Source organism: Burkholderia orbicola (genome assembly GCF_900100915.1).
GTDB lineage: Bacteria > Pseudomonadota > Gammaproteobacteria > Burkholderiales > Burkholderiaceae > Burkholderia > Burkholderia orbicola.
The window spans coordinates 1,138,563-1,157,091 of sequence record NZ_FNKW01000002.1 but is presented as its reverse complement, the minus strand read 5'-3'; the positions used below and the strand labels follow the sequence as shown (position 1 = coordinate 1,157,091).

Genomic DNA, 18,529 nt, shown 5'->3' with positions numbered 1-18,529 from the left:
CGGCAGGCCACCATGCCCGGATTCGATCGGCCGCCGACGGGCGGCCGCTTTCATGCAGACGACCGACACATGACCGATATCGTGACCGAGGAGACGACCGTCGAGACGCCGCAAGGGCGTCTCTTTGCGAAACGCTGGCGTGCGGAGCCGGCACGGCACGCGGCCGCGCCCATCGTGCTGCTGCACGATTCGCTCGGCTGCGTCGACCTGTGGCGCGACTTTCCCGTGCAGCTCGCCCGTGCGACGCAGCGCGACGTGATCGCGTACGACCGCGTCGGTTTCGGCCGCTCCGATCGGCATCCGGGCACGCTCGGCACGACGTTCGTGCGCGACGAAGCCGATCATGCATTCGCTGCGGTACTGGAACGGCTCGGCGTCGATGCGTTCGTCGCGTTCGGGCACAGCGTCGGCGGCGGGATGGCGGTCGGCTGTGCGGCCGCGCATCCGGCGCGTTGCCGCGGCCTCGTGACGGTCGCCGCGCAGGCGTTCGTCGAGGATCGCACGCTGGCCGGCATTCGTGACGCGGGGCGGCAGTTCGACGAACCGGGGCAGCTCGACCGGCTCGCGCGCTATCACGGCGACAAGGCCGAATGGGTGCTGCGCGCGTGGGTCGACACGTGGCTGTCGCTGGCATTCCGCGACTGGAGCCTCGACGACGACTTGCCGCGCGTGCAGTGCGCGACGCTCGCGATTCACGGCGAAGACGACGAATACGGGTCCGACGTGCATCCGAAACGGATCGCCGCGCGCATCGCGGGGCCGTCGTCGTTCCTGCTGCTCGCCCGCTGCGGACACCTGCCGCACCGTGAGCGGACGGACGACGTGCTGGCCGCTGTCGCGACGCTGCTGCGCGACGCGGGCGCCTGAGCGTTCGTCATCGCCAGCGGGCGGACGCCCGCCGGCCGTCAGAACGAAAGCTGGATCGCGAGATCGATCGCCAGCAGTACGATCGACAGACCGATGCCGAGAATCACGTTCGGCAAGCGGTGCTCGAAATCGCGATGATCCTTGCGCATCGCCGCGCCGAGCAGAAAGATCGCCTCGACGACGATCTGCAGTCCGACGAACAGCAGCATCAGCAGATACTCGTAACCCATCTGCTTGAACGCGACGAATTGCATTCCGTGATCGCGAATCCATTGGCCGACGCGCAGCAGTTCGTAGACGAACAGCAACGCGGGGAACAGGTAACTGATGAAGTAGGTCGGCGCGGTGGCGTGCCGTAGTTCGAGGTGGAAGTGCTGATGCGTGGTAGCCATCACAACCCTCCTTGCAACGCGTGATTGCGGTCGCGACGGCGGCGCGTGTCGCGTGCGAACGACGGATTGCCCGACGCACAATGCGCAGCCGTACGGCATCAGCATACTGCTGCTCAGGAAATTTGGCATGCGAAGTGTGGGTTCGTTGTAACAAAATGTGTGCGCCACGCGACGCGTCGGCTGCGTCACCGTTTCGCTTCCGCGCCTTCGATGAACAGCTTCGCGACCGACTGAAACTCCCGTTTCAGCGACAGCCCCGGCACGGTCAGCCAGCGCAGCATCGCCGCGAGATACAGGTGATGGAACCACGTTGCGAGCTGATCGGGCCGCAGCGCGGCGTTCAGTTCGCCGGCCTGCTGGCCGGCGGCGATCAGTTGCTGCCACACTAGCGCGATATCGCTGCCGTTCTCTCCCGCACGCTCCGGTTCGGCTGCGCCGATGCTCAGGAAGCGATGCCGCAGGTACGCGAGCAGGTACGCGGGATGGTGTTCGCACCACGCTGCCGACGCGTCGAGCACGCAACCCATGCGCGACGCAAAGGTCTTGCGCCGCGCGACGTCGCGCTGCAAATGCGCGAGATCGCGCGCGAGTTCGCCTTCGAGCCAGTGCGCGAGCACGGCTTCCTTCGTCGGAAAGTGGTTGTACAGCGTACGTTTCGCGACATCGGCCTCGGCGGCGATCTGCTCCATCGTGACGGCCTCGTAGCCGTGCGCATCGAACAGGCGTGCGCCGGTCGCGGCGAGATGCGCGAGCATCTGGATGCGTTTGCGCGCGCGGCGGCCCGGATCGTCGGTCGGAATCGTCATGGCAGGGCGGTTGACTGAAAGTGTACGAATTGCATTAGTATACGACGTACACTTTTACGAAACCATTCTTTTCCGTCGTGCACGAGGAGCTCCGCATGAAACTCGTCATCGCCACCTACGGTACCGAAGGCGACACGCGTCCGCTCGCGGCGCTCGGCCGCGCGCTGATGGATGCCGGGCACGAGGTCCGGCTGCTGGCCGATGCGGCGACGCTCGGGTCGGCTGCTGCGCTCGGCGTGCTGTCGGCGCCGTTGTCCGGCGATATCCGTCACGCGATTGCGCCGGAAGGCGCGTTGGCCGATGCGGTGCGCGGGCGCGGCGGCTTCAACGACACCTCCAAGGCGCTCGCGGCGATCGCGAATGCGAACACGGGCGCATGGATGCGCGAAGTGGCGGACGCGTCGGCCGGGTGCGACGCGCTCCTGGTGTCGGGGCTCGTGTCGTTCGTCGGCTTGTCGGTCGCAGAATATCGCCGCATCCCGGCAATCGGCACGGGCATGATCCCGATCACGCCGACCGCCGAATTCGCGTCGCCGTTCTTGCCGCCGGGGAAGCTGCCGCGCTGGCTGAATCGCGCGAGCCATCGGTTCGTGAATGCGCTGCTGTGGCAGGCGTTCAGGAAGTCGACGAATGCCGCGCGCGCCGGCGTATGCGGATTGCCGCCGCGCCAGCACGTGTGGACCGATCATCCGATGCTGTATGGCGTGTCGCCGGCGCTGCTGTCCGGCCCGGCCGACTGGCCGTCGAACGTGCAGGCCTGCGGCCAGTGGCGGATCGATGCGCGTGCGTGGGCGCCGTCGCCCGAACTTGCGGCGTTTCTCGACGCGGGCGAGCCGCCCGTGTACATCGGTTTCGGCAGCATGGCCGGCTTCGATCGCGCGGCGATGGCCGCGGCGCTGACGCAGGCGCTGGCTGGCCGGCGCGCGCTGTTCTATCCGGGCTGGAGCGGCATCGATGCGTCGCTGCTGCCCGCGCACGTTCGCGTGATCGGCGACACGCCGCACGACTGGCTGTTCCCGCGCGTCGCGATGGCGGTGCATCACGGCGGCTCGGGCACCGCGCATTCGGCCGCGCGGGCCGGTATTGCGTCGGTGGTCGTGCCGTTCGCGGGCGATCAGTTTTTCTGGGCGAACCGGCTGCAACGGCTCGGTGTCGCGGCTGAGTCGGTCGCGGGGCGGCGTATGGACGCCGTCGCGCTGGCGCGGGGCATCGCGTTTGCCGAACGGGGCGAGACGAAGGCGCGGGCGACAGAACTCGGTGCGCGCCTCGCGCAGGAGGATGGCTTGAAGCAGGCCGTCAGCGCGATCGAACGATGGGGCCGACCGCGCGCGAGGTGAGCCCGCGCATCGGCATCGGATCAGAAATGCCCGGTGAACCGGTAGCGGCTGCCCGGGTGCCACAGATTGGCGACCGATGCGACCAGCCCCTGCGACCACGTGCGCCGATGCAGCAGCAGGCACGGCTCGCGATCGTCCATCGTCAGGTGACGGCGCGTTTCGGCGTCGGGCATCGCGGCTTCGATCCGGTATTCGACGCGCTGCAGCGGCGCGACGCGCGTCAGGTACTGGTTCGGCGTCGTCGTCGTGAAGTCCTGCAACGCGTATTCGGGCGCGCAGGCCGGGTTGACCCAGCGTTCCTCGAGTTGCACCGGCGTGTCGTTCTCGAAATGCAGCACGCGCGAATGGAAGATCGGGCTGCCGGTGTCGAGCTGCAGTTCGTCGGCGAGCTTCGCATCGGCGACGGCCGCGCCGACCTGCAGCACCTGCGCGCGATAGCCGTGGCCGCGCGCGGCGACTTCGTCGGAGATGCTGCGGATCGCGACGAGCGTCGATTCGTATTTCGGCGACGCGACATACGTGCCGGAGCCGCGCGTGCGCGTGAGCACCTGCTCGGCCGTCAGTTCGCGCAGCGCGCGGTTGACGGTCATCCGCGCGACGTTGAATTCGCGCGCGAGCTCGTTCTCCGACGGCACCTGGTCGCCTTCCGCCCACTCGCCGGCATGAATGCGCGCGAGGATGAAGTCCTTGATTTCCTGATAGATCGGTGTGGTCATGGGATCACGATTCAGAGTCGGCAGCGGGCCGCCGCCGAATGCCGATCCGGCGCGCGCCCGGCGCCGAGTGTACCGGTTTCGCGGGCGCGCCGGCCCGGATTCCCTGAATGATCCCCGTTCGGCCGGTGCGCGTCCATGCGGGATTGCACAGAGCGGCCGGCCTTCCGCGGCCCGCTTGCGCTCAGAACCGATGCCGGATGCCGACCGTTGCGACCACCTGCGTACGCGTCGACGAAGCCGCGAGCCCCGTGACGTTCGCGAACCCGAGCGTCGCGCCCGATGGCACGCCGAACGCGTGCTGGTACACGGTTTCCGCGTACACGTCGGTGCGCTTGCTCAGTGCGTAGTCGGCCATCAGCGTCGCCTGGTGCCAATTCGGCCGGTGGCTGCCGGTTGCGTCGTCGTAGCGGCCGTCGGTGAACGTATAGGCGCCCGTGAACGAAACCGCCGGCGTCAGCGCATAGCGCGCGTTGACTTCGTAGTTGTCGAAGCGCAGCGCATTCAGTGCGCCGGGCAGCGACGACGCGCCCGTTTCGTCGAACATCGCATGCGTCCACAACGCGCCGATCGTCAGCCGGTCGAACGCATAGCTGCCGCCGGCGCCCATCACGCGCTGCCTCACGGCCGGGAAGTTCGGCGCATCGTTCGCCGACAGTGCGCCGCCCGTCGTCAAGCCGCCGCGATTGAGTTGCAGGTACGCGGCGCCGAGGCTGACCGGCCCGTTCGCATACGACACGCCCGCACTGTATGCGCGGTTGTTCGCGAAGCCACCGGCCGCGTTGCCGAACCCGTACAGGCCGCCGAACTGCCAGCCGGCGAGCGTCGGGCTCGTGTATTTCACCGCGTTGTCGATATAGAACGAATCGTCGAGGTTGTCGTTGTCGAACGGATGCGACGCGAGGTTGTTGCCGTCGCCGTTGTTCGCCATCGCGAGCGGGCCGAGATAGTCGACCACGGCGTCGTACTGGCGGCCGATCGTCAGCGTGCCGTATTGGTCGCTCTGCAGGCCGACGTACGCACGGCGGCCGAACAGCGTGTTTCGATAGGATTGCGTGCCGTTGTTCAGGTTGAAGCCGCTTTCGAGGCGGAACAGCGCATGCAGGCCGCCGCCGAGATCCTCGTTGCCGCTCAGCCCGAAGACCGTATTCGACAGCAGGCCGCTGCCTTGCTGCCACGCGCTTTTGCCCGACTGGTTGTTCGTATAGGCGATACCGGCATCCAGCATCCCGTAGAGCGTGACGCTGCTTTGCGCATGCGCGACGGCGCTGACGAAGGCGAGCGAGAGGGTACCGACGACTGCTCTTTTCATTACGTGTATTTCCTGGAAAGGCCCGTTGCGACGGGAACGGCGATCCGCCGCGCGTGGCCGTGCGGACATGCGCGTTCGAATCGATGAAAAGGGGAAGCGCGTGACGCGTGTCACGCGCGGCGGCGGCGAACGCCGGCTAGTGCTGCAACAGGCGGATCGTGCCGAACTCGGCGGCCGGCAGCACGCGCAGGATCGACAGGATCGCGGGCGATGCCTGCGAACGCGGGACTTCGAACTCGATGCACGCGCGCCCGGTGCGGTGGTCGAGCGCGGCCGTATAGAAGTTGAGCGCCGCGCCGACCGCCTGATGCAACCGGCGTCGCACGAGCGCGAGGTCGTCCGCTTCGACGCGGATCGACAGCAGCACGAGCGCGTCCGCGGAGGAGCGGCGCCGCGAGCGATCGGGCAGCAGATCGCATGAAGCGGCAAGTTCCGTTCTGGTCGGTGTCATGTGCTCATCCCCGTCACGTCGTGCTCCGCACTGCGGAGGCCTCGTCTTGGACATGAAGCCCATTCTAGGAATCGCCGCGGCGAAACGGTGTATAGACTCGCCGCGCGTCTGCAAAGGGGGCGTAAACGCGCGGTGCGGTGCTGGTGCTCAAGAGGGAAGGGCATGACGAGCGCGCGGCGGCCACGCCGTCGTGGGATGACCGGCTGGCCGGCGTGGAAAAATCGTCGCAGCCGGGGAAGTCTAGACAGCCGCCGCGCGCCGTTCGGCGGCTTCCGTACGCCGCAAGAAAGCCGTCATTCAGCTTCGCGTAACCAATAATTAATTGAAAACTAAGGAAAATCCTGCGCGCGGCCCTAATCCGCCGACAATTAGAGATAAACACGGATTGCTGACCCCATCCCGGAAAAGGCAAAGTTGTATGTACAACTTGGGCGTCGCCGAAGGAGGCGATCCACCGGTTGGAAGGGGTCACGGCAGGCAGCCCGCCCGGAACCCGCCGCCGGTTCGCCTCCGACAGGAACGCCATGAAGAAACTCGCACTCGGTATTGCCCTCGCCGCGCCGTTCGCGTGATACGTCCGGCTTGATGAGCCGGCAGCATCACGTCGTGCGTAGAACTCGTTTGATGCGCCGTTAATGGCTATCGACAATCCAGCCACCTCGTTCTGGGTCCCTCATATGATCTTCCAAGGATTTGGCCCGCTGCTGTGGGCCGGCACGGTCGAGACCGTGAAGCTCGCGGTGCTGTCGCTCGCCGCGTCGCTGATACTGGGCCTTGCAGGCGCGGCCGCGAAACTGTCGGCTAACCGCGTGCTCAAGTCGGTCGGCACGTTCTACACGACGCTGATCCGCGCGGTGCCAGACCTCGTGCTGATGCTGCTGCTGTTCTACGGGATCCAGATCCTGCTGAACGACGTGACGGACCTGCTCGGCTGGGACCAGATCGACATCGACCCGTTCGCGGCCGGCGTCGTCACACTGGGCTTCATCTACGGCGCGTACTTCACCGAGACGTTCCGCGGCGCGTTCCTCGCGGTGCCGCGCGGCCAGCTCGAAGCCGGCTTCGCGTACGGGATGAGCGGCTGGCGCGTGTTTCACCGCATCCTGTTCCCGCAGATGATGCGCTTCGCGCTGCCGGGCATCGGCAACAACTGGCAGGTGCTCGTGAAAGCCACCGCGCTCGTGTCGATCATCGGCCTCGCCGACGTCGTGAAGGCGTCGCAGGACGCGGGCAAGAGCACGCTCGATTTCTTCTTCTTCACGCTGGCGGCAGGCGCGATCTACCTCGCGATCACGACGGTGTCCAACGTCGTGCTGCATCACCTCGAGAAGCGTTATTCCGTCGGTGTCCGGAGGCTCGCACTGTGATCGAACTCGTCGGCCAGTACTGGCAAAGCTATCTCTATTCCGACGGCTACCGCTTCAGCGGCCTCGCGATCACGCTGTGGCTGCTGGTCGTGTCGATCGCGCTCGGTTTCGCGCTTGCGGTGCCGCTCGCGATCGCGCGGGCATCGTCGAACCGCTGGATCTCCGGCCCCGTGTGGCTCTATACGTACGTGTTCCGCGGCACGCCGCTCTATGTGCAACTGCTGATGTGCTACACGGGTATCTACAGCCTGCAGGTCGTGCACGATCACGTGCTGCTCGACACGTTCTTCCGCAATGCGATGAACTGCACGCTGCTCGCGTTCGTGCTGAACGAATGCGCGTATGCGACGGAGATCTTCGCAGGCGCGATCAAGGCGACGTCGGCCGGCGAGATCGAGGCCGGGATGGCCTACGGGATGTCGCGCTTCAAGCTCTATACGCGCATCATCCTGCCGTCCGCGCTGCGCCGCTCGCTGCCGAGCTACAGCAACGAAGTGATCCTGATGCTGCACGCGACGACGCTCGCGTTCACCGCGACCGTGCCCGACATCCTGAAGGTCACGCGCGACGTCAATTCGGCGACGTACATGTCGTTCCAGGCCTACGGCATCGCGGCCGTGCTGTACGCCGTCGTCGTGTTCGCGCTCATCTGGGCGTTCCGCAAGCTGGAGACGCGCTGGCTTGCGTATCTCTCGCCGCGCGGCCACTAACGCATTCGCAAGCTCCGCAACGAAGGACCCCGCATGTACAAGCTTACCGTTGACAACCTGCACAAGAAATTCGGCGACAACGAGGTGTTGAAGGGCGTGTCGATGAAGGCGAGGGCCGGCGACGTGATCAGCATCATCGGCTCGAGCGGCTCAGGTAAGAGCACGTTTCTGCGCTGCATCAACTTCCTCGAGCAGCCGTGCTCGGGGCAGATCACGATCGGCAGCGAGCCGATCCAGACCACGCGCGACCGCAACGGCTCGCTGCGCGTGGCCGACCAGAAGCAGCTGCAGCGCATGCGCACGAAACTGTCGATGGTGTTCCAGCACTTCAATCTGTGGGCGCACATGACGGTGCTGGAGAACGTGATCGAGGCGCCGATGGCCGTGCTCGGCGTCGGCAAGGACGAGGCAATCGACCGGGCACGCAAGTATCTGGAGAAGGTCGGCCTCGCGCCGCGCGTCGAGGGCATGTATCCGTCGCACCTGTCGGGCGGCCAGCAGCAGCGCGTGGCGATCGCGCGTGCGCTCGCGATGGAGCCGGAAGTGATGCTGTTCGACGAACCGACGTCGGCGCTCGACCCGGAACTGGTGGGCGAAGTGTTGAAGGTGATGCAGAAGCTCGCCGAGGAAGGCCGCACGATGGTCGTCGTCACGCACGAGATGGGCTTCGCGCGCAACGTGTCGAACCACGTGATCTTCCTGCATCAGGGGAAGATCGAGGAAGAGGGCGATCCGCAACAGATTCTCGTGAATCCGAAGAGCGAGCGGCTCGGGCAGTTTCTGTCGGGGCGGTTGAAGTAAGTACGCGCACGGATTCGACCCGCCGCCAAACTGGAACGCTTAATGCTTGTCTCGCGTGATCCTTTCGATGAAGGAGCACCGCGATGAGCACGCCGACCACCACCGCTTTTTCCCACGTGAAGCCGCAGGACACCGCCTTTCAAGGCGAGGGCCTGCGCGACTTCTTCCTGTACCGCGATCTCGGTATCGCCGCCGCGACGAACGGCAAGGTCGTCGCGCAACTCGTCAGGGCCAATCATGCACCGGAGGCGGGCACCGGCTGGCACCGTCACGAGGCCGAGTTCCATATCGTGATCATGCTGAAGGGCTGGGCGCGCTTCATGTACGGCGAACAGGAAACGCTGGTGGCGGCCGGCGACTGCGTGCACCAGGCGCCGGGGATCGTCCACTACCTGTTCGACTACTCGCCGGACATGGAGTACCTGGAGATCGTCGGGCCTGCCGACTTCAAATCGATCGACGTCGACGGCCCGTGCGCGGTGCCGGAGCCGACGCCGTGGGGCGAGGCCGGTGCGTAGCGTGCCGGTTGGGTGTGCGTTTTCGACGAACCGCCTGCACTCAGGCGGTTTTTTCTTGCTCCACTGACTTTCGCGAACGGCTTTTCGCTTAGACACATTCCTTCGAATTCCAAACGATCGCGAAGCTGAAGAACCAGAAAGAAAAGAAAGACATTCGTCAGCTTCGGCCATCGATCGGCGAGGCGATGTCAAAGATCGTCAATTGCACATGGGTGCGGTGCACGGCCCGTCGACGACCGGCGTTAAGGAGGTACCAGCCGGATCGCCGGCTGACCTGTCCGGGAGAGTTTCACCATGACCCGCATCGCGAAGATCCTGACGGCCACCGCACTGGCTTGCGCCGTGCTCGTGCCGGCACTGGCCGAAGCGCATTCGCACCGCGTGTGCCACTTCGATCATCACCACCACCGCGTGTGCCGCTGGGTGCGGTAACCGTCGCTGTTGCCGGGAAGGCCCCGGAAGTTTTCATCATTCAGGCAAATCAGGAGAGGACCATGAAAAAAACGATGTTGATCGCCGCGCTGGTCGCCGGCATGGGTGTGTCGATCGGTGCGTTCGCGCAGGTTCCGGCCAGCGCGCCGGCCGGCACGACCGGGCTGTGCAAGGACGGTTCGTTCTACTCGGGCGCATCGAAGAAGGGTGCGTGTGCAGGGCACAAGGGCGTGAAGACGTGGTACGGCGCATCGGCCGCCGCCGCGGCGAGCGCACCGGCCGCGGCGCCCGCAACGGCGGCTTCGGCTGCGCCGGCATCGGGCACCGCACCCGCGAAGAGCGCCGCCGCGACGACCGCCGCAGCGCCGGGCGGCGGCGCGGGCAAGGTGTGGGCGAATGATGCCTCGAAGGTCTATCACTGCTCGACCGACAAGTACTACGGCAAGACGAAGCACGGCAGCTACATGTCGGAAGCCGACGCGAAGGCGAAGGGCTACCACGCGTCGCACGGCAAGGCCTGCTCGTAACGAGTCCGGCGCGCGAGTCGTTTCACTCGCGCGCTGTCCTGATGCCGCAGCAAACGTCGCCCCGCGTCTTTGGCGGGGCGATTTACTGTGTCGCTACCCGCGTTCCGTCCGCGTGAGGCGATTGCGTTTCGGTTGCCGTATCGATGCCGATTGCGCGCGCATCGAGCAGCGCACGCAGCGTGACGTAGTGAGTGCCGCTGGTGTTGCCTTGCGCGTCCGTGGTGCGATCGTACGGCTCGTTGTCGTGGATCGTCGCGCGTACGATCGGATAGATCTGTGATTCCCATCGGCTGCCGTTGAACACGCCGTAGTGCCCCACACCCGTCTGTACATGGTGCGTCTTCAGGTACGACGGCAACCCCGAACACAGTTCCTGTGCGGCAACCGTCTGGCCCACCGCGCAGATGTCGTCCTTCTCGCCTTCGATCGTCAACAGTGCGGTGCGATGAATCGCCGCCGGTTCGACGAGCGTGTCGCCCACCGCCAGCTCGCCGCGCGCGAGCGCGTACTGCTGGAACACCTTCTCGACCGTTTCCAGATAGAACTCCGCGGTGAGATCAGCCGTCGCGAAATATTCGTCGTAGAAGTGCCGCAACGTGTCGGCTTTCGCCGGGTCGCCTTTCGCGCGTTCGTAGTACAGATCGGCGAACGACGCCGCATGCCGGTCCGGGTTCATCGACATGAACGCGCCGACCTGCACGAAACCCGGATACACGCACCGCTGCGCGCCGACGAAACCCGTCGGCACCACGCTGATCAGGTTGCGCGCGAACCATTCGATCGGCTGGCTCGTCGCGAGTTCGTTGACCTTCGTCGGATTCACGCGGCAGTCGATCGGGCCGGCCATCAGCGTGAGGCTCGCGGGCTGCGCTGGATCTCCGCCGGCCGCCATCAGCGACACTGCCGCCAGCGACGCGACGGTCGGCTGGCAGATCGCCAGCACGTGTGCGTCTGGGCCGATGTGGCGGATGAAGTCGATTACGTGGGTGACGTACTCGTCGAAACCGAAGCGCCCGGCCGCCAGCGGGATGTCGCGCGGGTTGTGCCAGTCGGTGATGTACACGTCGTGATCGGCCAGCATCGTGCGTACCGTGCCGCGCAGCAGCGTCGCGAAATGCCCGGACATCGGCGCGACGATCAGCACGCGCGGCTGGCGCGCGACTGGCCGGGCCTTGCGGAAATGCAGCAGCGTCCCGAACGGCGTGGTTGTCGCCGCTTCCTCGACGATCGGCACCGTTTCGCCGTCGACGACGACCGACGCGATGCCGAACGGCGGCCGCCGGTGCGAGAACGCGCAGCATTCGAGCAGTTCGCACAGCGCGTCGACCATGCGGCCCGTCGGCGTCGAAGTCGCCGGCGGCCACAGCGACATCGTCGCGCGCGTCGCGGCCGCCCAGGCACGCGCCGGGCGCAGGCATTCCGCAGACCATTGATAAAACGGATAGGCAAGCAGATTCATGACCGTCGCTCGTGACGCCGCAGTGAAGGGAACGAGGCAAGCCGTATGCCAGCATGCTCGCTGGCACGCGCGTTGCACGTGGTTCCGGAACGCGGCGGCGCGCGGTACGTGATGGCGGCAGGGCAAAGGCCGTGCATAGCCGCGCTGGTCGGCGTGCGACACGTGCCGCGATGCCGGGCGATGTTGCGCCAGTTCGGCGAACGCGCCGCACAGGCGTGGTGCGGTCGTTCATGCGGCACGTCCGTTTACGGTGCAGGGGCACGAACGACATTCAGCAGGGGAGAAACATGGAATCCAACGCACGGACGACGCTGACCATCAGCAGCCGCAATTACTCATCGTGGTCGATGCGCGGCTGGTTGCTCGCGAAGCTGAGCGGGCTCATGTTCGAGACGATCAGCGTGCCGATCGATGCGACGTCGCGCGCGGAGCTGCTGCTGCTGTCGCCGTCGATTCTCGTGCCGTGCCTGACGCACGACGGCAACGCGGTGTGGGACACGCTCGCGATCGCCGAATACCTGAACGAGATCCGCCCGCAGGCGCGGCTGCTGCCCGACGACCGGCATGCACGCGCGCATTGCCGGTCGATCTGCGGCGAGATGCATTCCGGCTTCAGCGCGTTGCGATCCGCGCTGCCGATGAACCTGCGCGGGCATTTCCCCGGCTTCCGGATCTGGTCGCGCGCGCAGCATGACATCGAGCGAATCGTGACGATCTGGCGCGAGTGCCTGGCCGAATACGGCGGCCCCTGGCTGTTCGGGGCGGAGATCGGCATCGCCGACGCGATGTATGCGCCGGTCGTCACGCGCTTCCTGACCTATGACGTGAAGCTCGAACCGGACGTCGCCGAGTACTGCATGCGCGTCCTCGCGCATCCGTTCGTCGCCGAGTGGATCGAGGAGGCGAAGGCCGAGCACGAAGACATCGACGAGCTCGACATGGAGTTCTGACCCGACGCGGGCGGTCGCGGCAGGCTTTCAATTTCACTACTTGCGCAAGCGGCGAAACGAACGATCGTTGCGCCTGCGCAATCCGCAAACGTTTCACCTTGATTTCGGTTCGAAACGAGTACGAATGCCCTAAAGGATGTTGCGCACGATGACGTAAACGAGTCACGGGGACGACTCGTGATCGCATGCTTCAGACGTGCGACGCGCGGTCCGCAATAACCAGCGCAGCAGGGGAATCGACTTGAATCGTCAGCAATCGTGGACGCGTACCGCGGCGCCCGGAGAAATCATCTACTCGGAGGGCTTCGCGGGCGAGCCCGTCCTCTTCCTCATTACCGACGGCAAGGTCGAGCTGTCCACGCGCTGCGACGACAAGCGCGTAATCGTCGCGACGCTCGGCCGCGGCGAGTTCTTCGGCGAATCGGCGCTACTTGCCGCCGAACCGCGTGCGCATACCGCGAAGGCGCTGTCGTTCTGCCAGCTCACGGTCGTGCCGGCCGGCGTGCTCGATGAAGAAATCGAGCGCGTGTCCGCGCTGCTGCGCCATATCGTGCGAACGATGATCCGCCGCGTGAAGCGCAAGGACGACCAACTCGCGACCTATACGCATGCGGACTTCATGCCGGGCGTGCTGTCGTATGCGCACGTGCTGTCGCTGATGGCCGGCGCCGATGCGCGCGAAGCGGGCGACACGTGGGCGCGCCGGGCGATGCAGGCGCATGCGGCCGAAACGTCCGTGCCGCTCGCCGAAGTGATCCGCAAATGCCGTGCGATTGCCGGCCATTCGCGGCCGCACGTGCTCGCGATGCTGCGACGCATGGAGAAGCTCAACCTCGTCACGATCGAAGCCGCGCAGGGCGACGGTGCCGGCGTCGCGAGCGACTACGCGGCTTCGTCGGATGCGCGCCAGGTCGTCACGTTCGACGCCGCACGCGTGATCGACCGCGCGCAGCAGGTCGCCGATCACGATCTCGATCTGTCTATCAACAGCGAACTCGAACTCATCGAGCTGGCCGATCTTGAATCGCTGATCGGTGTCGACAAGACGCTGCTGCTCAACAAGCTGTCGAACGGCGAGATCGCGGAAGAAGTGTTCGCGTTCCGCAAATCGAAGGTGCTCAACTACGTCGAACAGAAGGGCGTGGCGTACTTCTCGCGTCGCAACGGGCGCCGCGGCGGCGACGTGCGCGCGCTCGAGGATCTCGTGTGGATCGACCAGCGCACGCTGTTCGACGTGATCAGCGCGTTCGATACCTACGACCTCGCGAAGCTGATCGCGAACCTCGACGATCGAGCGGTGGCCGACAAGCTGTTTTCCGTGATGACCGAGGCGCGGCGCAACGAGGTGTCGTGGGTGATGCGCCGCGAACTCAAGCTCGATCCGGTCGAGATCGAGGACATCGAGCAGCGCGTGCTGGAGGCCATACGTGCGGCGAAGGCGCCTGCGGCGGGTGCGACGGCCGTCGCATCGGCTTCAGCGTCGGATGCGTGATACGGGGGTACGTATGGATCTGTTGACCCTGGTCGGTGTGGTGCTGGGTGGCGCGGCGATCGTGTTCGGGTTCGCGCTGGAAGGCGGGCACTTCTCGATGCTGTTCCAGTTCGAGGCGCTCGTGATCGTGCTCGGCGGCACGCTCGGCGCGGTGATGATCCAGAACACGTGGGCGCGCTTCTTCGACGCGGTGAAGCAGTTGCGGCTCGCGTTCGTGCGGGCGCGCGAAGTCGATCGCAAGAACCTGTCCGATCTGCTCGAATGGGGCGACCGCGCGAAGCTCGACGGGCTGCTTGCGTTCGAATCGATGGATGTGAGCGGCATTCATCCGTTCGCGCGACGCGGGCTCGAACTGCTGGCGAACGGCGTGTCGACCGCGGTGCTCGAAGATGCGTTGCAGCGCGAACTCGATGCGTACGAACGCAGCCGCCTCGCTGCCGTGCGTGTGTGGCAGCAGGCGGGCGGCTATGCGCCGACCTTCGGCATTCTCGGCTCGGTGCTCGGGCTCGTGCAGGTGACGAGCCATATTCTGGAGCCGGCGCAACTTGGGCCGGGTATCGCGGTGGCGTTCATCGCGACGCTGTACGGGCTCGCGTTTGCGAACCTCGTGTTCCTGCCGCTGTACGGCAAGCTGCGCGCACAGATCGATAGCGAGATGCGGTTTCGCAAGCTGTATCTCGACGGCTTGCTCGCGATTTCGCGCAAGGAGTCGCCGCATACGATCGAGACGCGGTTGACCGGCGATGTGCGCGGGCGGGCGGCGGAATCGCTGGCGTGATGTTCGTGCGTTTTGTGCTTGCGCATGGGCCTGTATCTGTACCGCATGACGAACCCGGATTCCCGATAGCATGACGGCTCGAACTGACGGCGCGTCCGCTGCCGATCGCGACGATGACGAACTCGAAGGCGCGCAGTCCGGACGCTGGCTGATTTCGTACGCGGATCTCATCACGACGCTGATGGTGCTGTTTCTCGCGCTGTATGTGCTTCAGCTCGCGAAATACAACGCGCTCGATGCGCGGTATCAGACGCTTGCGCGGCAGGCTGGGGGTGCTGCGACTGCCGCGGCCGATATCGCCAAGGCCGATCCTGCGCCGCCGTGGCTCGCGTTGCTCGATTCGTTGAAATCGAATGGACGCATTTCACTGGTGAAGGCGCCGCATGGCGTCGAGATCGGTATCGACGCGAAGATACTGTTCAACGTCGGCGATGCACGCTTGTTGCCCGATTCGTCGCCGGTGCTTAACCAGATTGCGCAGGCACTGAGCGAGCATGCAACCGGCGACATCCTCGTCGAAGGCCACACGGACAGCGTGCCGATCGCAAACGCGAAATACGAATCGAACTGGGAGCTTTCGTCGGCGCGCGCGGGGAGTGTGGTGCGCTACTTGACCGAGCGCGGCGTCGCGCCGCATCGGCTGGCGGCGATCGGGCGGGCGGATACGCAGCCGCTTGTTGCGGGGGACGATGCGGCTTCAAGGGCACGCAACCGGCGGGTGACGATCTTTGTTGCGTATTGACCAGTGCCTCGTATTTGCGTTGTTCCTCGTGCATATAGGCAGCCGCATATGCCCACCCATCAACAACATAACGAATCTCGAATGATCGCTATCTGAAATCAGCGATGCGGTTCTGCGCGTGCATGCCGATAACCCAATCTGGCTCAGACCGAGCGGTTATCGAGGGTTCCCCATGCATTTCTGGCGCAAGCTTTCCATTCAGAACAAGCTGATTCTCAGCATGACGAGTTGCCTGCTCGTGTTCGTCGCGATTTCGAGCGGGCTCAGCGTCCGTCTGATCGGCAACGCGGTGCGCGATCGCGTCGTCCGCGAAGAGCTGCCGACCGCCGTCAATGGCATCCGCGCCGACGTGCAGCGCCAGATGGCCGGCCCGATCGCCGCGTCGCGCATTCTGGCGCGCGATGCGTTCCTGCTGCAATGGGAAGCCGACGGCGAACCCGATGCCGGCACGCGTAGCTGGATCCAACTCGCGGAGAACGTGAAGGACGAGCAGAAGGCCGCGTCCGTGCAGTGGGTGTCGGTGAAGAGCGGCAACTACTACAACGAAGCCGGCCTGCAGCGGAAGGTGACCGACCAGGATCAGTGGCTGACCAGCTTCCTGTCGTCGGGCAAGGCGTACGACGTGAACATGGATCGCGAAGTGACCGTCGGCGGCTACATGATGTTCATCAACAGCCGCGTGGAACTCGACGGTGTGCCGGTCGGTGCGGCGTGCATGAGCCTGTCCGTCGATGCGCTCGCGAAGGGCATCTCGGCTTACCGGATCGGCGACACCGGGTTTGCGTACCTCGTGCGCCCCGACGGCGCGATCATGATGCATCGCGATACGTCGCTGATCGATGGCAAGCATTTTCTGAAGGATGAATCGGGGCTGCCGGGGGATGCATCGTCGACGTTGCTTGCGGGCAAGCCGTATGCGTACCTCAGCTATGAGGGCGATGGCGGCGCGCGCTTCATCGCGACGTCGTTCATTCCGGAGCTGAATGCGTATGTGGTCGTCCAGGTGCCGCAGGCCGAACTGCTCGGGCCGGTGACGCGCGCGATCCGCAGCGCGGCGCTGGTGGCGGCGGTGGTGGGGCTTGGGGTTGCGTTGCTCGTGATCTGGCTGGTGGGGCGCGCGATTGCCGCGCCGATTCGTCGGGCGGCTACGCTGCTGTCGGAGATCGCCAGCGGTCAGGGCGATTTGACGCGCCGCATGACGGTCGAGAGCGAGGACGAGATCGGGCAGCTGTCGGATGCGTTCAACCGGTTCGTGTCGTCGCTGTCGACGCTAGTTCATCGGATTCGGGCGGCTTCGGCTTCGATTGCGACCGGGTCGGCGCAGATTGCTTCGGGGAATGCGGACCTCAGCGAACGCACCGAAGGGCAGTCGAGCAACCTGGAGCGGACGGCTTCGTCGATGGAAGAGATCACGGCCGTGGTGCGCAACAACACCGAGACGGCGACTACCGCGGCGAAGATGATCAATGGCGCGGCGGATACGGCGGCGCGTGGTGGGCAGGTGGTGGGCGAGGTCGTGACGACGATGGAGCAGATTAGTGACGCTTCGCAACGGATTTCCGAGATCATCGTGATGATCGACAGTATTTCGTTTCAGACGAATATTCTGGCGCTGAATGCTGCGGTGGAGGCGGCGCGGGCGGGGGAGCAGGGGCGTGGGTTTGCTGTTGTCGCTTCGGAAGTGCGGAATCTGGCGCAGCGTAGCGCGCAGGCGGCGAAGGAGATCAAGTCGCTGATCGAGCATAGCGCGGGGACGGTGGGTGCCGGGTCGCGGCTTGTTAGTGAGGCGGGGAAGGTGATGAGCGATGTTGTCTCGCAGGTTCAGGGCGTTAGCGCGATGATGAGCGAGATTGCGGAGGCTAGCCTGGAGCAGAGTGCCGGGATCGATCAGATCGGGGATGCGGTGCAGTCGCTCGATCAGATGACGCAGCAGAATGCGGCTTTGGTCGAGGAAAGCGCGGCTGCGGCGGAGAGTTTGAAGCAGCAGGCGGCGGAATTGACCAAGGTGGTTTCGGCTTTTAAGGTGGGATGAGTGAGGGTTGATTTGAGGTTTGGGATTGGGGTGTTTTGGACGGCTGCCGTGGGTTCATGGCAGTCGTTTTTGTATGTCGGTGCAGAGTTTGGGGGCGTTTATATAAATGAAACATATTCTCAGATAGAGGATTGGGAGGGGTGATATTGCTTGTCGCCGTCCTTCGGCGGTGAGGCGAAGGACGGCGGGTCGCCGACGGATTCCTTATCTGTCTTATCGAGAGAAGGTTACGGCGGAGGTTGGCGCGGCTAGGCTGGAAGAGCAGGCGGATGGGCAAGAAATATGCAGCGGAGGGGAATGCGCGGCTGGTTAAGCTTTTCGAGACGATAAAGGTGAAAGGATTTTCTGTAAAGGTGGGGAGTAATGTCAAAATCGTTGCCGCGGTTGACGGGATGACAGCGGGGGGAAGGTGAGTCTGCTTATTGAGACGGTTCCTCTTTGAATATTTGGGCGAAAACGATGGACGTAAGTGGCAAGTCGCCGGATGATGTTGCTGTTATCGTTGATACCGAGACTTTTATATGGATGCGTGTGCCGATGATGCGGCGGCGTTTCTGGCTGCTGAGCGGCCGGTGAAGCGGGGTCGGTTGATGCGGTGGTGAGGCGTTACTGCTCCGGGTAAGACAAGATGGAGAGCCGAGGGGCTCAGTACTGCAGTAGGTGTGGCTACGCGCGGAGAGAGGTCTTTATATCTTCAGTTGCGAGGTGCGCTGCTGAGGATTGTGGCTTATGAGTCGGGGGGCACGACGAAGGAGAAACTGCGAGCATATTTTGAGATTCGAATGATGATTCAGATGGGCTTGCACATAGTTTATGCTTTTGGGGCGATGTAGCCATTTACTA

19 protein-coding genes are annotated in these 18,529 nt (G+C 64.8%); 13 read left to right on the top strand and 6 right to left on the bottom strand.

The window, feature by feature from the left end; translation table 11 throughout:
* Nucleotides 1-69: 69 nt before the first annotated feature.
* The gene (locus BLS50_RS22090; protein ID WP_074804085.1) at nucleotides 70-867 is read left to right on the top strand and encodes an alpha/beta fold hydrolase; all 798 of its coding nucleotides are present in this window, start codon (nucleotides 70-72) and stop codon (nucleotides 865-867) included.
* Nucleotides 868-905: 38 nt separating this feature from the next.
* Here the strand turns inward: BLS50_RS22090 and BLS50_RS22085 are convergent, their stop codons facing one another.
* Together BLS50_RS22085 and BLS50_RS22080 are read right to left on the bottom strand one after the other, a co-directional pair.
* Nucleotides 906-1,259: a hypothetical protein gene (locus BLS50_RS22085; RefSeq protein WP_006482519.1), complete on the bottom strand. Its 354-nt coding sequence runs from the start codon at nucleotides 1,257-1,259 to the stop codon at nucleotides 906-908.
* A gap of 185 nt (nucleotides 1,260-1,444) precedes the next feature.
* The gene (locus BLS50_RS22080) at nucleotides 1,445-2,065 is read right to left on the bottom strand and encodes a TetR/AcrR family transcriptional regulator (RefSeq protein ID WP_074804083.1); all 621 of its coding nucleotides are present in this window, start codon (nucleotides 2,063-2,065) and stop codon (nucleotides 1,445-1,447) included.
* A gap of 95 nt (nucleotides 2,066-2,160) precedes the next feature.
* Here BLS50_RS22080 and BLS50_RS22075 point away from each other — a divergent pair, with 95 nt between their 5' ends.
* Nucleotides 2,161-3,402, top strand: a complete 1,242-nt coding sequence (locus BLS50_RS22075) for a glycosyltransferase (protein WP_074804081.1) — start codon at nucleotides 2,161-2,163, stop codon at nucleotides 3,400-3,402.
* A gap of 20 nt (nucleotides 3,403-3,422) precedes the next feature.
* Here BLS50_RS22075 and hutC read toward each other — a convergent pair whose 3' ends face one another.
* The 3 genes from hutC to BLS50_RS22060 all read right to left on the bottom strand — a co-directional run bounded on the left by hutC (nucleotide 3,423) and on the right by BLS50_RS22060 (nucleotide 5,878).
* Nucleotides 3,423-4,118 carry a histidine utilization repressor gene (hutC, locus tag BLS50_RS22070; RefSeq protein WP_011548284.1) on the bottom strand — a complete coding sequence of 232 codons (696 nt, stop codon included), beginning with the start codon at nucleotides 4,116-4,118 and terminating at the stop codon, nucleotides 3,423-3,425.
* 181 nt (nucleotides 4,119-4,299) lie between these two features.
* Nucleotides 4,300-5,427 (bottom strand): porin, encoded by a 1,128-nt coding sequence (locus BLS50_RS22065; RefSeq protein ID WP_074804078.1) that lies wholly within the window; start codon nucleotides 5,425-5,427, stop codon nucleotides 4,300-4,302.
* A gap of 136 nt (nucleotides 5,428-5,563) precedes the next feature.
* The gene (locus BLS50_RS22060) at nucleotides 5,564-5,878 is read right to left on the bottom strand and encodes a hypothetical protein (RefSeq protein WP_074804076.1); all 315 of its coding nucleotides are present in this window, start codon (nucleotides 5,876-5,878) and stop codon (nucleotides 5,564-5,566) included.
* 677 nt (nucleotides 5,879-6,555) lie between these two features.
* Here BLS50_RS22060 and BLS50_RS22050 point away from each other — a divergent pair.
* The 6 genes from BLS50_RS22050 to BLS50_RS22030 all read left to right on the top strand — a co-directional run bounded on the left by BLS50_RS22050 (nucleotide 6,556) and on the right by BLS50_RS22030 (nucleotide 10,233).
* Nucleotides 6,556-7,245 carry an ABC transporter permease gene (locus tag BLS50_RS22050; RefSeq protein ID WP_074804074.1) on the top strand — a complete coding sequence of 230 codons (690 nt, stop codon included), beginning with the start codon at nucleotides 6,556-6,558 and terminating at the stop codon, nucleotides 7,243-7,245.
* Nucleotides 7,242-7,955 carry an ABC transporter permease gene (locus BLS50_RS22045; RefSeq protein ID WP_027805616.1) on the top strand — a complete coding sequence of 238 codons (714 nt, stop codon included), beginning with the start codon at nucleotides 7,242-7,244 and terminating at the stop codon, nucleotides 7,953-7,955. The genes BLS50_RS22050 and BLS50_RS22045 overlap by 4 nt, the downstream gene beginning before the upstream one ends.
* A 33-nt stretch (nucleotides 7,956-7,988) precedes the next feature.
* Nucleotides 7,989-8,756 (top strand): ABC transporter ATP-binding protein, encoded by a 768-nt coding sequence (locus BLS50_RS22040; protein ID WP_074804072.1) that lies wholly within the window; start codon nucleotides 7,989-7,991, stop codon nucleotides 8,754-8,756.
* 83 nt (nucleotides 8,757-8,839) lie between these two features.
* The gene (locus tag BLS50_RS22035) at nucleotides 8,840-9,274 is read left to right on the top strand and encodes a cupin domain-containing protein (protein WP_027813051.1); all 435 of its coding nucleotides are present in this window, start codon (nucleotides 8,840-8,842) and stop codon (nucleotides 9,272-9,274) included.
* Nucleotides 9,275-9,568: 294 nt separating this feature from the next.
* Nucleotides 9,569-9,706: an HHHH-motif protein gene (locus BLS50_RS36010; RefSeq protein ID WP_176934276.1), complete on the top strand. Its 138-nt coding sequence runs from the start codon at nucleotides 9,569-9,571 to the stop codon at nucleotides 9,704-9,706.
* Between the two features lie 62 nt (nucleotides 9,707-9,768).
* Nucleotides 9,769-10,233, top strand: coding sequence for a DUF3761 domain-containing protein (locus tag BLS50_RS22030; RefSeq protein ID WP_011548278.1), 465 nt, complete (start codon nucleotides 9,769-9,771; stop codon nucleotides 10,231-10,233).
* An 82-nt stretch (nucleotides 10,234-10,315) separates the two neighbouring features.
* On the opposite strand, the gene BLS50_RS22025 is transcribed toward BLS50_RS22030, so the two are convergent.
* On the bottom strand, nucleotides 10,316-11,692 hold the full coding sequence (locus tag BLS50_RS22025) for a polyhydroxyalkanoate depolymerase (protein WP_074804070.1): 1,377 nt from the start codon (nucleotides 11,690-11,692) through the stop codon (nucleotides 10,316-10,318).
* A 287-nt stretch (nucleotides 11,693-11,979) separates the two neighbouring features.
* Between BLS50_RS22025 and BLS50_RS22020 the strand changes: the two genes are divergently transcribed.
* From BLS50_RS22020 to BLS50_RS22000, 5 genes are all read left to right on the top strand, one after another.
* Nucleotides 11,980-12,642, top strand: a complete 663-nt coding sequence (locus tag BLS50_RS22020; RefSeq protein WP_074804068.1) for a glutathione S-transferase family protein — start codon at nucleotides 11,980-11,982, stop codon at nucleotides 12,640-12,642.
* Between the two features lie 241 nt (nucleotides 12,643-12,883).
* On the top strand, nucleotides 12,884-14,134 hold the full coding sequence (locus BLS50_RS22015; protein WP_074804066.1) for a Crp/Fnr family transcriptional regulator: 1,251 nt from the start codon (nucleotides 12,884-12,886) through the stop codon (nucleotides 14,132-14,134).
* A 13-nt stretch (nucleotides 14,135-14,147) separates the two neighbouring features.
* Nucleotides 14,148-14,912 carry a flagellar motor protein gene (locus BLS50_RS22010; protein ID WP_011548274.1) on the top strand — a complete coding sequence of 255 codons (765 nt, stop codon included), beginning with the start codon at nucleotides 14,148-14,150 and terminating at the stop codon, nucleotides 14,910-14,912.
* A gap of 70 nt (nucleotides 14,913-14,982) precedes the next feature.
* Nucleotides 14,983-15,654: an OmpA/MotB family protein gene (locus BLS50_RS22005; protein WP_074804064.1), complete on the top strand. Its 672-nt coding sequence runs from the start codon at nucleotides 14,983-14,985 to the stop codon at nucleotides 15,652-15,654.
* Between the two features lie 172 nt (nucleotides 15,655-15,826).
* Nucleotides 15,827-17,686 (top strand): methyl-accepting chemotaxis protein, encoded by a 1,860-nt coding sequence (locus BLS50_RS22000; RefSeq protein WP_074804062.1) that lies wholly within the window; start codon nucleotides 15,827-15,829, stop codon nucleotides 17,684-17,686.
* The last annotated feature ends 843 nt before the right edge of the window (nucleotides 17,687-18,529 follow it).